Below are 14,623 nucleotides of genomic sequence, written 5' to 3'. Positions count from 1 at the left end.
TTGCTTGCGCAGAAATATTGTTGCGCTGGAGAGCCCAATGCGGGTTGGATTATATCCCGGTACTTTCGACCCTATCACCATGGGTCATATAGACATTATTCGCCGCGCGGCTGCGCTGGTGGATAAGCTCGTCATTGGTGTTGCTATCAACCGGGACAAGGGCCCGCTGTTTTCTTTGGAAGAGCGTGTCGCGATGATCGAGGCCGAATGCGCCCATCTAACCGAGCAGACTGGCACCGAGATTGTCGCGCATCCGTTTGAAAACCTGCTGATCGATTGCGCCCGCGATGTAGGCGCTCAGATCATCGTGCGCGGACTGCGTGCGGTTGCGGATTTCGAGTATGAATTCCAGATGGTTGGGATGAATCGCGCGTTGGACGACTCGATTGAGACCGTGTTCTTGATGGCAGAGGCACGGCATCAAGCCATTGCGTCGAAACTGGTCAAAGAAATCGCCAGATTGAACGGGGACGTGTCAAAATTCGTCACGCCCCGCGTCAATTCCGCCTTGAAAGAGCGGTTAGGATAGCGCGCCCATCGCGGCGGCAGTGTCCAGCATCCGGTTCGAGAAGCCCCATTCGTTGTCGTACCATGCAAGCACACGAACCAATGTGCCGTCAGTTACTTTGGTTTCAGCCAGTGAAACCGTCGAGCTGTGCGAGTCGTGGTTGAAATCGATCGAGATCAAGGGGCGATTCTCGGCCGCCAGCACACCGGGGATTTTGGCGGCGGCTTCTACAAAGAGGGCATTGACCTCTTCTTCGGTCGTCGGTCGCGAAACCTCAGCAACCAGATCAACGACTGAAACATTGGGCGTGGGGACACGAATGGCTTGCCCGGTCAACTTACCAGCAAGCTGCGGCAGAACCAGACCAACAGCCGATGCCGCGCCAGTTGTCGTCGGAATCATCGACAGCGCAGCTGCGCGCGACAGGTAGGGGTCTTTGCCCGCAGTGTCGTGAACCGGTTGGCTGGCCGTATATGCATGAACTGTGGTCATGTTGCCGTGTTTGATACCTAGTCCTGCGTCCAAAGCCGCCGCGACCGGCGACAGGCAGTTGGTGGTGCACGAGGCATTGGAAACAACGATATCGTCGGCGGTTAACTCATGATCGTTCACGCCGAACACGACTGTCTTCACGCCGCCGTCGCCACGGGCAGGGGCCGAGATCAACACTTTCTTTGATCCGTTTTTCAGGTGCCGCTCAGCTGCTTCACGGGTCCGGAAAACACCGGTGCATTCCAGAACCACATCCACATCAGACCAGTCTAGTGCTTCGGGATCACGCTCGCTGGTCAGCCGGATGGGCCCAGCACCCACATCCAGACCTGCATCAGTCAGACTTACGGGTTTGGAATAGCGTCCATGCACACTGTCGAACTCGAACAGATGTGCGTTCATTTCGGGCTTTGCCAGATCGTTGATTGCGATGATTTCAACATCAGTACGTCTGGATTCCATGACGGCCCGAAGAACGCCGCGCCCGATCCGTCCAAATCCATTGATTGCCAGCTTGAGTGTCATAATGCGCTCCGTCAGAACATGGTCCATAGATGGTTAGCGCTAACAAAGCCAGATTGGCGCGAAAGTCAAGAAAAACCTCTGTCAGCGCCAGAAGGCGAGCCAATCCAGGAAATCGTAGAGCTTCTTGCCCAGGAACAGCAGGTGTTCGGTGCCGAATAGTGCCGCGTCCAGCATCAGACCGCCCAGAATTAGGATTCCAAGCCAGATGGCGATTTGATTTGTCATTTCTGCGCCCTGAACGAAAATGCCCGCTCAGATAACCTGAGCGGGAATAAAGGTACAAGCTATGTCCAAAGGGTCAGTTAAGGCGGCCCATCGCGACGGCGACATCCGCCATACGCACCGAGAATCCCCATTCGTTGTCATACCACGCCAGCACGCGCACCATACGGTTGTCGACCACACGGGTCTGATCCGGCGCGAAGATCGAGCTTTCTTCGGTGTGGTTGAAATCGGTCGAAACCAGCGGCGCGTGCTCATACCCTAGAACGCGCTGCATCGGGCCTTTCGCTGCCTCTTCGACGATGGCGTTGACCTCTTCGACAGTGACGTCGCGCGAGGCGCGGAATGATAGATCAACGGCCGAGACGTTTGGAGTGGGCACGCGGATGGCCGAGCCGTCCAGGCGCCCTTTGAGGTTCGGCAGAACCTCTCCCAGTGCTGCAGCGGCGCCAGTGGACGTCGGGATCATCGACATGGCGGCAGCGCGGGCGCGATAAAGATCGCTGTGGCGACGGTCCAGCGTCGGTTGGTCGCCGGTATAGGCGTGAATCGTGGTCATGATGCCATGCTCGATGCCGATACCTTCGTCCAGAACCTTGGCAAGCGGAGCAAGGCAGTTGGTGGTGCAAGAACCGTTCGACACCATATTGTCGTTTGCGGTCAGGCTGTTGTGGTTCACACCAAATACGATGGTCTTGTCGACATTTTTGCCGGGAGCCGACAGCAGAACCTTACCAGCGCCGCGCTCAAGATGGGTTTTGGCTTTCAGGCCGTCGTTGAATTTACCGGTGCATTCCAGAACGACATCGCAGCCTTCCCAGTCCAGCTCGTTCATATCGTAGGTCGAGAACATCTCCATCGGGCCGCGACCCAGATCCATGGTGTTGCCTTCGACCGAGACGTCGCGTGGGAAACGTCCATGGATGCTGTCGTATTTCAACAGATGCGCCGAGGTTTCCAGCGGGCCGGTGGCGTTGACCTTGATCACTTCGATGTCGTTGCGCGCCGATGCGGCGATGTGCGACAGAGTACAGCGGCCGATGCGGCCAAAACCATTGATACCGACCTTGATGGTCATCCGACGTCTCCAAAAATGCGCTTGCGTTGCAGGCCATATAGCCGCGAATATTGAATCTCAAAAGGGCAAAAATGGCATATTTTTAAGGTGTTAGCGCAAACCTGCGCCGATTGCGCTAACGCTTGCGCTAGCCGTTGGATCAGGTAGGGTCCGATCGAACAGATGAATGGAAAGGAAGCGCGATGAGTGGTCTGTTGGCCCTGTTGGACGACGTGGCGGGCATTGCAAAGGTTGCGGCGGCCTCGGTGGACGATGTGGTGGCCGCTGCCGGCAAGGCTGGGGCCAAGACTGCGGGTGTGATCATTGACGATGCGGCCGTGACGCCCAAATACGTTCAGGGTTTTGCCCCGGCGCGGGAACTGCCGATCATCTGGCGCATCGCGCGCGGATCGATTTTCAACAAGATCATTCTGTTGTTGCCAGTGGCATTGCTACTAGCCAATTTTGCGCCTTGGTTGATCACACCACTGCTTATGCTCGGTGGTTCATATCTGTGTTTTGAAGGGGCCGAAAAGATTTTTCATGTCCTGTTCCCACACGGAAGCCACGCGATCGAAGAGGATATGAAAAATCCTGATCCTGGCCATCTGGAAGAAAAGAAGGTGAAGGGTGCGATCAAGACTGACTTTATCCTGTCTGCTGAAATCATGACCATCGCTTTGGCGGCCATTGAAGCGCCGAATGTGTGGATGCAAGCCGCTACGCTGGCCGTTGTGGGCGTTGGGGTCACCGTCGCCGTTTATGGCTCGGTCGCTCTGATCGTGAAAATGGATGATGTCGGCCTGTATTTGGCGCAAAACGCGCCGACGCCGATAGGGCGCGGAACGGGAAGGGGCCTCGTCAAAGCGATGCCCGTTGTTATGAAAGTTCTGTCTATCGTTGGTACTGCTGCGATGCTGTGGGTCGGCGGGTCGATCATGATCCACGGTATGGAGGTCCTGGGCTTTGGCTGGCTGGGCCATCACATTTACGACTGGGCAAATGCTGCGAGTCATGCTGTGTCTGAACAATGGGCAGGCGCGGTAAAGTGGATCGCGAAGGCGACGATGGATGGTGTATTCGGTCTGGCCTATGGGCTGGCGCTGATACCGGTGGCAACCAAGCTGCTGTCCCCCGCGATCAGCGCGATTTCGGGATCTGCGAATAAACACTGAAATCAGGATCATGTGACGTGAGGTTTCATCTGGCACAACGGTAAGAGCGGGGTAAGTTCCATTCGAAGCATACCCGGTGTGAGATCGATGACTAAACTCAGCCTTTCCCAAGTCCTTGCCAGTTCAGATCGGTTGAACGGGATGCTGCAGTTCCCGGTGCCGCCAAACTGGATGCAAGGCCGCACAACATATGGCGGCTTCTCGTCTGCCTTGCTGCTGGCTGCGGCGAGAAATGCGGTCGATGTTCTGCCGCCATTACGCTCGGCCCTGATCAATTTTACCGCGCCCATCGGTTCACCTCCGCTGATCGAAACCGAGGTGCTTCGCAATGGGCGGAATGTCACAACGATCAATACACGAGCAAGGATTGAGGGGAATACAGCCGCGCTTGGGACATTTACGTTTGGCAAGGCACAGGACAGCCATGTGGCGTTCGAACATCCGGCTAAGGCAGAGATACAGCCAGAGATCACAGAACACTATTTCCCGCCAGATTTGCCAAAACTTCCCATCGCATTTCTTGAGAACTTCGACGTTCGGTTGATCGACGGGGCGCGGCCATTTGCTGGTGCAGAGCGTGGCTATGTGAAGGTTTGGGCGCGCCATAATGATGCCGATATGCGCGATAGGATCGAAGGGTTGATCGCAATTGCGGACCTGTTGCCACCGGCCATATTCCCGACATTGAAGAAGCCGGGAAACAACTCATCAATGAACTGGATTTTCAACGTGCTATCCGAAGATATTCATACTCGCGATGGATGGTGGTTGATGGAACATCAATTGACAGCTGGACATGACGGCTACAGCTCTCAGGTCATGCGGATGTGGAACACCGATGGTGATCTAATTGTCGATGGTATGCAGTCAGTAATAATTTTCGTCTAACAAAAAAGGCCCCGGTTTTAACCGAGGCCTTCTGACTAATTTGGGTAGGTTCAACCCAGCAGTTCTTTGACCTTGGCGACTGTTGCCTCGGTCGTGATGCCAAAATGCTTGTAGAGCTCTCCGGCGGGTGCCGACGCACCAAAGCTGGACATGCCGATGAACCCGGCTTTGGCCTCGCGACCACGCTCGCCCAGAAGCCAACGGTCCCAGCCTCCGGCGCGAACCGCAGCCTCGATACCGACGCGGACGGCTCCCGCAGGCAATACGCGCTTGCGGTAGGCTTCGTCTTGTTCGGCAAACAGCTCCATACAGGGCATGGAAACGACCCGAGTGCCGATGCCTTCGGCCTCAAGTATTGCTTTAGCTTCCATCGCCAGCGAAACCTCGGAACCTGTGGCAATCAGAATCGCCTGACGCTTGTTTTCTGCGTCAGCCAATACATAAGCGCCTTGCGCGGTCAGGTTTTTGGCTTTGTGCTGGGTCCGAACAGTTGGCACGCCTTGACGGGTCAGCGACAAAACCGAGGGGCTGTCCTTGAAGGTCAGCGCCAATTCCCAGGCTTCGGCGGTCTCAATCGTATCCGCGGGGCGGAACACATAAGTGTTCGGCGTCGCGCGCGAGATCGCCAGATGTTCCACCGGTTGGTGCGTCGGACCGTCTTCGCCCAGACCAATCGAGTCGTGGGTCATCACGAACACCGTCGGGATCTTCATAAGTGCAGCCAAACGCATCGAGGGCCGCGCATAGTCGGTGAAGGCCATGAACGTACCGCCATACGGGCGAATGCCACCATGCAGCGCCATACCGTTCATAGCAGCGGCCATACCGTGTTCACGAATGCCGTAATGGATATACCGACCCTTGCGGTTTTCCGGAAGGAACACGCCCATATCAGCCGATTTGGTGTTGTTCGATCCAGTCAGGTCAGCCGAGCCGCCAATGGTTTCGGGCATGATCGGGTTAACGACATTCAACACCTTCTCTGAAGAGGCGCGTGTGGCCAGCTTTGGCTGGTCTTCCGACATCAGTTTCTTGAACGACCGGATGGCGCCGGCCAGCTTCTTTGGTGCCTCAAACGCATAGGCGCGGTTGAATTCGGCTTGTTTACGTTCGGAGACTTGCGCAAAACGCTCCTCCCACGCTGCGCGCTCGGCTTTGCCACGTGCACCAATGGCCTCCCAAGCGGCTTTGACCTCAGCAGGGATGACGAACGCATCATGCGGCCAGTCATATGCTTCTTTGGCGGCGTTCAACTGATCCTGATCGGTCAGAGCGCCATGGCCTTTTGAAGTGTCCTGCGCCGCGTGCCCCAGTGCTATGTGGCTTTCACAAGCAATCATCGTCGGTTTGTTCGACTTCTTCGCCTGCACGATGGCCGCATCGATGGCCTTGGGGTCGTGGCCGTCAATCTCAAGCACATGCCAGCCCGAGGCCGCAAAACGGCGCACCTGATCGGTGCGGTCGGCGATGTCGACTGTGCCGTCGATGGTGATGTTGTTGTTATCCCAGAAGACGATCAGTTTGCTTAGCTCGTGGCGACCGGCCAAAGTGATCGCCTCTTGGCTGACGCCTTCCATCAGGCAGCCGTCGCCCGCAATCACGTAGGTATAGTGATCAACGATCTTCTTGCCATAATGCGCACGCTGAATTTCCTCGGCCATCGCAAAGCCAACGGCATTCGAAATGCCCTGACCCAAAGGTCCGGTAGTGGTTTCGACACCATCGATCAGGAAGTTCTCGGGGTGCCCGGCAGTTTTGGCGCCCAATTGACGGAAGTTCTTGATCTCTTCCAGCGTAACATCGCCATGACCGGTGAGATACAGCAGCGAATAGACCAGCATCGAACCGTGACCCGCCGATAGGATGAACCGATCGCGGTCCGGCCAGTTCGGGGCAGTGGCGTCGAATTTGAGGTGCTTTTCGAACAATACGGTCGCAACATCGGCCATGCCCATCGGCATACCGGAATGGCCGGAATTGGCGGCGGCGACAGCGTCGAGGGTCAGGGTGCGGATGGCCGCAGCCTTGTCCCAGTGTTCGGGGTTGGCATTGCGCAGCGCAGTCAGGTCCACGGGCGTAGTTCCTTTGGTTTACGGGCAGATGGGCGCTGAATACCATCCGATTGTCAAAGTGCAAGCAGAACCGCGTGGCACGCCGAATTGGCGCTTCAAGAGCGGTGTGCAAGTGGTTGAAACCAAACAGTGGGTATTTTCTGTCGCATTCCGTTAGACTAGGGCTGAGCGCCGCCGCTTTTGATTCGGGTAGGCGAATATCAGAACGAACCTTGATAAAGAGGTGACACAGGCATGAGTCAGATCGAAGAACTACAACGCCGTATTATCACCGCGATGGAGCGGATCGGTAATGGTGTCGAGGCCTTGCACGATGCTGGATCCGCAGCCGGTGATGATACGTCGCTGCGAACGGCGCTTGAAGAAGAGCGGGTGGCCAATGCCCAGCTTGAGGAACGGCTGAAAACGATCAAAGAGAGGCACGCGCAAGAGATTGACGCGCTGCGTGCGCAACCGGCACCGAGTTCGGAAGTGGATGCGCTGCGTGCGCAATTGGCCGAGGCGACTTCTCAGCTAGCCACGGTTGAGGCTGCGCGGGCCGAGTTGGCGGATGCCAAGGCTGCGCTTGAAAACACGGACGAAGTCGAGGGCTTGAAGGCAGAGATTGAGACTCTGCGCTCACATCAGGGCGCCGCAGAAGAGGCCAATACGTTGCGCGCGCAGGTCGAGAAACTGACCCCAATCGCGGATCGCGCGGAAGAGATGGAGGCCGAATTGGCGCGTCTGCGGGCTGAACTGGTCGATAGCGAGCGGTTAACCGAACTCAATGCTGAGCTTGAGATGCTGCGCGCGGAACGGGCTAGCCATGGGGCCGCGATGTCCCGGTTGGATGATGATTTGCAACGGCTTCGCAATGCAAACGATCAGCTCCGAATCGCTGTCGATGAATTACGCGCCGCCGCAGAGGACGGTGTCACGGATGCTGACATGCTGAACCGGGCCACGACAGCCGAATTAGAAGCCATACGTGCCGCGCGCGCGTCGGACGCAGCCGAAGCGCATGCGGTCCTGGCTCGGCTTGAGCCATTGCTAAGTCATGCCAATCTGGCCGAGGGAGAGGTGGAATAATGCCCGAAGTAACCATTCATATCGGTGGCCGCGGCTTTGATGTCTCGTGCCAGGACGGTGAAGAACCGTTTCTGCAAGCGGCAGCCAGACTGCTGGATGATGAGGCTCAGGTTTTGTCGGACCAGATCGGACGTATGCCGGAATCGCGGATGCTGCTGATGGCGGGACTCATGTTGGCAGACAAGGCAGCCGCGCATGAAGATCGCATGAAACTGGCCGAGGCCAAGCTGGTTGAATTGGAGACCGAATTGAAGCGGCTCCGCAGCCAACCGCAGCCGGAACCTGAACGGATCGAGGTCGCGGTAGTGCCGCCATCTGTCACGGATACGCTGGCTGAAATGGCGGCGCGCGCCGAAGCCCTGGCGGCAGTCATTGAAGAAAGGACGGCCTAATGCCGATCGCCCGAATGGCCTTTTGCGCGGCCGTCGTCTCGCTGACTGGCACGATGGCAAAGGCCGATATCGACATTCTGTCCGTGACGTTTACCTGTGAAAACAACACGCAAGTGCCGGTGTCCTACTTTAACGCCTCAAATGGCGATGGGGCGGCTGCGATGATGATCGATGATCAGTTGATCCCCATGAAACAGGTTCCAAGCGGCTCGGGCATCCGGTATGAATCCGTCGGAGGGGCAGGGACATACACCCTGCGCTCCAAGGGGTGGGATGCCACGATCAGCCATCAGGCCGAAGGCGACACAGCCCCGGAACTCGTATTGTTCAAGGACTGTAGCAGCCGATAGCTTACGCGTTTGCTTCGCGGATTTTGTCCGCAGCGTCTTTGTTATAGCCCACACTGTTTTCATCGAACAGTGTGTCTAGCTCACCCGACAGCGTCATTTCAGTGATAATGTCGCAACCGCCGACAAACTCGCCTTTGACATAAAGCTGAGGCACGGTTGGCCAGTCGGAGTAGTCCTTGATGCCCTGGCGCACAGCTTCGTCAGCCAGAACGTTCACATCGGTGTATTCGACACCCATGTAATTCAGAACACCGGCCACCCGGGATGAGAACCCGCACTGCGGCATCTCTTTGGTGCCTTTCATGTAAAGCACCACATCGTTGGCTTTGACGGTTTCGTCGATCTGGGTCTTAACGTCGCTCATCTTGCTTTTCCTTTTCATCCGCTTGCGCGGCGGTCGTTCGGTTATCGGGCAGTTCAGGTGCCCATCCTTCTTCTTCAAGCCGCCGGTGTTCTGCTTGTGCAAGCGTCACCGGATCAAGCCCGTATCGTTCAATTCCCCCAACCTTGCTAAGCGTATCGGGGTCAGGGCGGATATCCGACAGTTTTCGTTTTCTGTTGCGTTTGACATAGGCTTCGATGAGGGCGGCGACAACTATCAATGCACCAAGAAGAGATATCCAGAAGGGCCAGCCACTCATCTTTTCAAAGCCACTTAGGCGCTTTTTTGAAAGTAGTTCTGTGTCATTCAGGTACCTTCGTCGTCAACGCCAGCGCGTGCAATTCCCCATCAGATCCATCCATCTTGCCTTTCAGCGCAGCGTAAACCGCACGCTGTTGCTGAACGCGGTTTTTGCCGCGAAAGCTTTCGTCCACGACCATGGCGGACATGTGCACGCCATCGCTGCCACCAACCTGAATTTCCGCATTGGGAAAGCTTTCGCGCAGCAGGGTTTCAATCTCGTGGGCGCTCATCGGCATGTAGGTTCACTCCTGTAGGTCTTTCCCAAGATGTAGAGTGATGGGAGCGGGCGTGCAAGATGTCGAGCATCTTTCAGATACGCGAATCCCGCGCCTATGGAAGACGCGGGAATTCTGGAATTCGGAAGAGACGATTTATCAGGCGACCGCGGCGGCAAAGCTCTGACGGAAGGTCTCGGTCAGTTCTGCCAAAGGAGCTTCGGAATTGCCGATCTTCACGCTGTCACCGGTAAATCGACCAACCGAGACCAGCGGGACACCGGCCTGACCGGCAGCGATCATCAGCGCCTCGGCTTGATCGAAGTTGCACGCCACAAGATAACGGGCCTGGTCTTCGCCGAATAGGAACTCGGATGATGCATCATCCAGGCAAACGCCGACGCCTGCAGCTTCAGCAAGTTCAAACGCAGCCAGTGCAAGGCCGCCATCGCTAAGATCAGTACATGCTTTGATCATCTCGCGATTGGCACGGATGAATTCGCCGTTGCGCGCCTCTGCAGCCAGATCAACATGCGGCGCGTCTCCGTCCTCGCGGTTGAATACCTCGGCCAGCAGGGCGGACTGACCCATATGGCCGTTGGTTTCGCCGATGACCAGCGCAACATGGCCATCCCGAACTTCGTTTCCGATTATCTCGTCGCTATGAGCAAGAAGACCAACCGCGCCGATGGTGGGGGTTGGCAGGATCGCCTGGCCGTCAGTCTCGTTATAAAGCGAGACGTTGCCCGACACGATGGGCATATCCAGCGCACCAACGGCGGCACCGATACCTTGGATCGCGCCGACGAACTGACCCATGATCTCGGGCTTTTCGGGGTTCCCAAAGTTCAGGTTGTCTGTGGTGGCAAGTGGTTTGGCCCCCACGGCGGTCAGGTTGCGATAGGCCTCGGCCACCGCTTGTTTGCCGCCTTCCACCGGGTTTGCACGGACATAGCGTGGGGTTACGTCGCTGGTAAAGGCTAGCACCTTGTCGGTGCCATGTACGCGGACCATGCCAGCGCCCAGACCCGCCGTGCGAGTTGAATCCGCCATGACCATGGTGTCGTATTGCTCATAGACCCATTGTTTGCCTGCGTAATTGGGTGAAGAGAGCAGGGCGCGCAGACCGTCGATCGGATCGATCTGTGGTACGTCTTCCAGTGGCGCGGACTCAGGGGTCGGTTCCCACGGGCGGTCGTATTCAGGCGCGGTCGAGGACAGTTTAGACAGGACCAGATCGGCTTTGATCTCACCATTGTGCATGATCAGGAAACGGTCTTCGGCAATGGTTTCGCCTACGATGGCAAAATCGAGGTCCCATTTTTCGAACACGGCGCGGGCCTCAGCCTCAAGCTCAGGTTTGAGGACCATCAGCATCCGTTCCTGAGATTCCGACAGCATCATTTCATAGGCTGTCATGTTCTCTTCGCGCTGCGGGACATTCTCGAGGTCCAAACGTACGCCCAGACCACCTTTGTCGCCCATCTCTACAGCCGAGCAGGTCAAGCCCGCTGCGCCCATGTCCTGGATCGAGATCACGGCACCGGTCTGCATCAGTTCCAGCGTTGCTTCCATCAGGCGCTTTTCGGTGAAGGGGTCGCCGACCTGAACGGTGGGGCGTTTTTCTTCGATGGTGTCATCGAATTCGGCCGATGCCATGGTTGCTCCGCCCACACCGTCACGTCCGGTTTTTGCGCCCAGATAGACGACGGGCATCCCAACGCCCGAAGCGGCCGAGTAGAAAATCTTGTCACTGTCAGCCAGACCAGCGGCAAACGCGTTCACAAGGCAGTTGCCGTTATAGGCCGGGTGGAACCGAACTTCGCCACCCACGCAAGGCACACCGAAGCAGTTGCCGTAGCCGCCAATCCCCTCGACCACTCCGTTCACCAATTGGCGCGTCTTATGGTGGCCCGGCTCGCCAAAGGACAGTGCGTTCATCGAGGCGATGGGCCGTGCGCCCATGGTGAAAACATCCCGCAGGATGCCGCCCACGCCGGTCGCCGCGCCCTGATAAGGTTCGATATACGAAGGGTGGTTGTGGCTTTCCATCTTGAACACCACGGCCTGACCGTCGCCGATATCGACGACACCCGCATTCTCGCCTGGGCCGCAGATAACCTGAGGGCCAGAGGTCGGAAGGGTGCGCAACCATTTCTTGGACGACTTATAAGAACAATGCTCGTTCCACATCGCTGAAAAGATGCCAAGCTCGGTAAAGGTCGGCTCACGCCCGATGATCTCAAGGATCATGTCGTATTCCTCGGGCTTGAGCCCATGTGCGGCAATCAGATCGGGTGTGATGGCGGGCTCTTGCATCTTCTGTCCTGTGTCCAAGTGGGCCGAGATTGCGGGCCTTTTAGGGCAATGGGCCGCTTGAGGAAAGAGCCAAACCCGCACAGGGGTCATCGGGCAATAAAAAACGGAACCGGCCATAAGGCCGGTTCCGATTTCAGAGGCGTGCTGATTTGGTTCAGCCAGCGGCTGAAACGTGTCGAAGCCTAAGTGTCAGGCGGGGTTTTGCCCTTTGTTGACCGCATCTGCGGCGGCTGCACCGGCGGCAGCTTTTTGTTCTTCAGTTATGTTCTCAGCCTCATCCAACCCCGGGATGGCGACACGCACCTCGCGGCGGGCGAAATCGATACCATTTGCGTTGAATTCGGCCTTCACACGGTTAAAGATTTCCTTACGCAGTGTGAATTGCTTGCCGGGCTTGGCCATGAACTTGCCTCGGATGATCATACCGACATCGTCGAAGTCGAACACACCCTGAGATTTGAAGGGCTGCAGGAAGCCATCTTTGTGAACCTCGTCCTGCATCATCTCGGCACCGATCTTCTTGAAGATCTTCTTGACCTTGTTGGGGTCGGTGTCGAACGGCACAGTAAATTTCAACTTCATGATCACCCAGTCACGGCTGAAGTTGGTGAGCTTTTGAATCTCGCCATAAGGTATAGTGTGGACTGGACCACGATGGTGGCGAAGCTGCATTGAGCGGATCGAAATTTTCTCGACCGTTCCCATGGTCCCGCCGACATCGACATATTCGCCGACGCGGAATGCGTCATCGATCAGGAAGAAGATGCCGCCTACGATATCGGCCACCAGTTTCTGCGCACCAAAGCCGATGGCCAGACCCAAAACACCAGCACCAGCCAGCAGCGGCGTGATGTTGATGCCCAAGGCGCTCAGGGCTAGCAGGCCGAAGATCACCGAGATGGTGACTTGTGCGGTAATCCGCAACAAGGGCAGGACGGTCGCCAGACGCGAACCACCTGCGCCGCCACCTTCTCCGCCGGCTTCTTCATCCAGCTCCTCGGCCGCTGTCTGTTCCTTGGCCAGACGACGGTTAATCCATAGCGAGACGATCTCGTTCAGGATGTAGCCGACAGCGATGATCAGCAGGAACTCGATGATTGCGCCGCCAACTTCGGCACCGATACCTGCGGACGCAACATGGCGCAGATCAAGCTGCCAAACACGGGAAATCATGAAGACGACGAAGAGGCCAGCAATCACCCGACCGATGCGAATATAGCTGCGCTTGGCCGATCGATAGGCGCGTTCTGCTAATGGCCCTTCGCCCGACATTGGCGGCTGCAGGTGACGCACCAAACCACGTATCAATGTATCAAGTGCAGGTGCAATCAACAGCCAGAACATGGTTGTGAAATGCGCTCCACCGGACAACACGCGGATCAGCGCCGGGTTGCGTTGTGCCACCAGGAATTCGACCAGCAGCCAAATCACGACAGAAACGCCGATTGCAAAATACGGGTAATACCGCGCGACTTCTTCGTCGAACTTGGTGTGGTCCGGGTCGGTACCCAGCATCATCTGTGACAAACCTTCGCGCGCTGTCCAGGCGATTATGCCAATATAGACGTGGATTGCTGCGTTCAGCCAGAAACCGATGCGCGTCTGATCGCCGGTAACCCCGTTCAGCGCATTGAACCTTAGTACGAACAAGGTAAAGCCGATCAGGATCAGCAGACCGATCAGGTTGCGATGCAGGTATTTTGCCCAGTGGTCGTCAATGTTTACCAATCGGAATTGTGGCTTTTGCGGCGCAAGAACAAAGCGCGAGACTGCTGCCCCCAGACGCGGCACCCAGATTAGGTAGAATACAAATGGGGCTGCATAGATGATCTGCTCGGGGCTCAGCAATCCTCGGCCAATCGCCCGAATGACGACGTAGAATACGATAAGCCCTGCAATTTCGCGGCAAAATCGGCGGAACAGGTAGTTCACAGCGCCTCTGAGATCAGCGTCACCCGAGGGCTCGGTTGCCTCATGCCAGCGGCGGGTCAGGAAAATGAATAGCTTCTCAGCAATGAAGCCGACTATCAGGACCGAGAGCACCAGCCCCATTAGGGTCAGAACACCAGCGCCCCCCAATTTGTCAGAGAAATTGCTAAATGCAGTGATTTGCGCACTGATGATATTGGGAACTGTGGTCAGAACATGTGTCCAGGATGCGACCATTTCTGCCCAGATCTCATTGAGCTCGGTCAGCGGGTCTTCCTGACCTTCCTTTTCCGCCGCTTGCTTTTCGGCAACAGCGTCAAGGCGTTCCAGAAGGATTGCCCGTACCTGGTCGTCAGACATGCGCGCAACCAGATCATCAACCTGTTCTGGCGTCAGATCTTCGGGAATTTCAACTGTAGCGGTTGTGCTTGTGTCTTGTGCATGAAGTGGCACGGCCAGGAACAAGACTGAAATCATCGCCAACAATAGGCGGAATGAGTGGAACATGAATTAGCCCTCGAACACGAAATTTAGGTGTTTTTTCGGGATCATAGGCCTACGCGTTGGATTTTCCCAGTGCTTTCCACTGAATTGCATCAGCCTCGCGCAAAAAAAAGGCCGAGCACTAAGCTCGGCCGTAGTCCAACAGGGAGGTATGAAGATGATGAGCGTTTCAGCATCACCGCCTTCATGTGCTCATTTAGGGATCAGTTTATTAACGATCAA

General features: G+C 56.6%; 15 protein-coding genes. 6 read left to right on the top strand and 9 right to left on the bottom strand.

Annotation, left to right across the window (positions count from 1 at the left end):
- Positions 1-37 precede the first annotated feature (37 nt).
- Positions 38-529: a pantetheine-phosphate adenylyltransferase gene (gene coaD / locus ACR0AU_RS03800; protein ID WP_170393190.1), complete on the top strand. Its 492-nt coding sequence runs from the start codon at positions 38-40 to the stop codon at positions 527-529.
- On the opposite strand, the gene gap (ACR0AU_RS03795) is transcribed toward coaD, so the two are convergent.
- The 3 genes from gap (ACR0AU_RS03795) to gap (ACR0AU_RS03785) form a co-directional block, all read right to left on the bottom strand.
- On the bottom strand, positions 521-1,525 hold the full coding sequence (gene gap / locus ACR0AU_RS03795) for a type I glyceraldehyde-3-phosphate dehydrogenase (protein ID WP_170732091.1): 1,005 nt from the start codon (positions 1,523-1,525) through the stop codon (positions 521-523). The two genes, coaD and gap (ACR0AU_RS03795), sit on opposite strands and share 9 nt — an antisense overlap.
- A gap of 81 nt (positions 1,526-1,606) precedes the next feature.
- Positions 1,607-1,750 (bottom strand): hypothetical protein, encoded by a 144-nt coding sequence (locus tag ACR0AU_RS03790; protein ID WP_480795282.1) that lies wholly within the window; start codon positions 1,748-1,750, stop codon positions 1,607-1,609.
- Positions 1,751-1,823: 73 nt separating this feature from the next.
- Complete coding sequence (gap, locus tag ACR0AU_RS03785) at positions 1,824-2,825, bottom strand: type I glyceraldehyde-3-phosphate dehydrogenase (RefSeq protein ID WP_480795281.1); 1,002 nt, start codon at positions 2,823-2,825, stop codon at positions 1,824-1,826.
- A gap of 182 nt (positions 2,826-3,007) precedes the next feature.
- Between gap (ACR0AU_RS03785) and ACR0AU_RS03780 the strand changes: the two genes are divergently transcribed.
- Together ACR0AU_RS03780 and ACR0AU_RS03775 are read left to right on the top strand one after the other, a co-directional pair.
- Positions 3,008-3,979 carry a DUF808 domain-containing protein gene (locus ACR0AU_RS03780; protein WP_170732093.1) on the top strand — a complete coding sequence of 324 codons (972 nt, stop codon included), beginning with the start codon at positions 3,008-3,010 and terminating at the stop codon, positions 3,977-3,979.
- 87 nt (positions 3,980-4,066) lie between these two features.
- Positions 4,067-4,867: a thioesterase family protein gene (locus tag ACR0AU_RS03775; RefSeq protein ID WP_170465398.1), complete on the top strand. Its 801-nt coding sequence runs from the start codon at positions 4,067-4,069 to the stop codon at positions 4,865-4,867.
- A gap of 50 nt (positions 4,868-4,917) precedes the next feature.
- On the opposite strand, the gene tkt is transcribed toward ACR0AU_RS03775, so the two are convergent.
- On the bottom strand, positions 4,918-6,939 hold the full coding sequence (gene tkt / locus ACR0AU_RS03770; protein ID WP_223118096.1) for a transketolase: 2,022 nt from the start codon (positions 6,937-6,939) through the stop codon (positions 4,918-4,920).
- Between the two features lie 234 nt (positions 6,940-7,173).
- On the opposite strand from tkt, the gene ACR0AU_RS03765 reads away from it, so the two are divergent.
- Genes ACR0AU_RS03765 through ACR0AU_RS03755 form a run of 3 tightly spaced genes read left to right on the top strand, consistent with a single transcriptional unit; the run spans position 7,174 to position 8,749 of the window.
- Positions 7,174-8,007, top strand: coding sequence for a hypothetical protein (locus ACR0AU_RS03765; protein ID WP_480795280.1), 834 nt, complete (start codon positions 7,174-7,176; stop codon positions 8,005-8,007).
- On the top strand, positions 8,007-8,399 hold the full coding sequence (locus tag ACR0AU_RS03760; RefSeq protein ID WP_170393183.1) for a cell division protein ZapA: 393 nt from the start codon (positions 8,007-8,009) through the stop codon (positions 8,397-8,399). The genes ACR0AU_RS03765 and ACR0AU_RS03760 overlap by 1 nt, the downstream gene beginning before the upstream one ends.
- Positions 8,399-8,749 (top strand): MliC family protein, encoded by a 351-nt coding sequence (locus ACR0AU_RS03755; RefSeq protein WP_170405544.1) that lies wholly within the window; start codon positions 8,399-8,401, stop codon positions 8,747-8,749. Before ACR0AU_RS03760 ends, ACR0AU_RS03755 begins: the two co-directional genes overlap by 1 nt.
- A gap of 1 nt (position 8,750) precedes the next feature.
- Here ACR0AU_RS03755 and grxD read toward each other — a convergent pair whose 3' ends face one another.
- The 5 genes from grxD to ACR0AU_RS03730 all read right to left on the bottom strand — a co-directional run bounded on the left by grxD (position 8,751) and on the right by ACR0AU_RS03730 (position 14,404).
- On the bottom strand, positions 8,751-9,113 hold the full coding sequence (gene grxD, locus ACR0AU_RS03750) for a Grx4 family monothiol glutaredoxin (protein ID WP_170393181.1): 363 nt from the start codon (positions 9,111-9,113) through the stop codon (positions 8,751-8,753).
- Positions 9,100-9,390 (bottom strand): hypothetical protein, encoded by a 291-nt coding sequence (locus tag ACR0AU_RS03745; RefSeq protein ID WP_480795279.1) that lies wholly within the window; start codon positions 9,388-9,390, stop codon positions 9,100-9,102. The genes grxD and ACR0AU_RS03745 overlap by 14 nt, the downstream gene beginning before the upstream one ends.
- 43 nt (positions 9,391-9,433) lie before the next feature.
- Positions 9,434-9,670, bottom strand: coding sequence for a BolA/IbaG family iron-sulfur metabolism protein (locus tag ACR0AU_RS03740; protein ID WP_170393179.1), 237 nt, complete (start codon positions 9,668-9,670; stop codon positions 9,434-9,436).
- A 138-nt stretch (positions 9,671-9,808) separates the two neighbouring features.
- Complete coding sequence (purL, locus tag ACR0AU_RS03735; RefSeq protein ID WP_480795278.1) at positions 9,809-11,968, bottom strand: phosphoribosylformylglycinamidine synthase subunit PurL; 2,160 nt, start codon at positions 11,966-11,968, stop codon at positions 9,809-9,811.
- A 189-nt stretch (positions 11,969-12,157) separates the two neighbouring features.
- Entirely contained in the window at positions 12,158-14,404 is a 2,247-nt protein-coding gene (locus tag ACR0AU_RS03730) for a mechanosensitive ion channel family protein (protein ID WP_170393177.1), read from the bottom strand.
- Between the last annotated feature and the right edge of the window lie 219 nt (positions 14,405-14,623).

It is taken from the genome of Ruegeria sp. CG1 (genome assembly GCF_056537265.1).
The sequence above is the reverse complement of the archived record's forward strand: the minus strand, read 5'-3'. Positions and strand labels throughout refer to the sequence as shown.

Bases quoted from the DNA above. Each gene is read 5' to 3' on its own strand.
- coaD (WP_170393190.1), top strand. From the start codon at position 38: ATGCGGGTTGGATTATATCCCGGTACTTTCGACCCTATCACCATGGGT.
- gap (WP_170732091.1), bottom strand. From the start codon at position 1,525: ATGACACTCAAGCTGGCAATCAATGGATTTGGACGGATCGGGCGCGGC.
- ACR0AU_RS03790 (WP_480795282.1), bottom strand. From the start codon at position 1,750: ATGACAAATCAAATCGCCATCTGGCTTGGAATCCTAATTCTGGGCGGT.
- gap (WP_480795281.1), bottom strand. From the start codon at position 2,825: ATGACCATCAAGGTCGGTATCAATGGTTTTGGCCGCATCGGCCGCTGT.
- ACR0AU_RS03780 (WP_170732093.1), top strand. From the start codon at position 3,008: ATGAGTGGTCTGTTGGCCCTGTTGGACGACGTGGCGGGCATTGCAAAG.
- ACR0AU_RS03775 (WP_170465398.1), top strand. From the start codon at position 4,067: ATGACTAAACTCAGCCTTTCCCAAGTCCTTGCCAGTTCAGATCGGTTG.
- ACR0AU_RS03765 (WP_480795280.1), top strand. From the start codon at position 7,174: ATGAGTCAGATCGAAGAACTACAACGCCGTATTATCACCGCGATGGAG.
- ACR0AU_RS03760 (WP_170393183.1), top strand. From the start codon at position 8,007: ATGCCCGAAGTAACCATTCATATCGGTGGCCGCGGCTTTGATGTCTCG.
- ACR0AU_RS03755 (WP_170405544.1), top strand. From the start codon at position 8,399: ATGCCGATCGCCCGAATGGCCTTTTGCGCGGCCGTCGTCTCGCTGACT.
- grxD (WP_170393181.1), bottom strand. From the start codon at position 9,113: ATGAGCGACGTTAAGACCCAGATCGACGAAACCGTCAAAGCCAACGAT.
- ACR0AU_RS03745 (WP_480795279.1), bottom strand. From the start codon at position 9,390: ATGAGTGGCTGGCCCTTCTGGATATCTCTTCTTGGTGCATTGATAGTT.
- ACR0AU_RS03740 (WP_170393179.1), bottom strand. From the start codon at position 9,670: ATGCCGATGAGCGCCCACGAGATTGAAACCCTGCTGCGCGAAAGCTTT.
- purL (WP_480795278.1), bottom strand. From the start codon at position 11,968: ATGCAAGAGCCCGCCATCACACCCGATCTGATTGCCGCACATGGGCTC.
- ACR0AU_RS03730 (WP_170393177.1), bottom strand. From the start codon at position 14,404: ATGTTCCACTCATTCCGCCTATTGTTGGCGATGATTTCAGTCTTGTTC.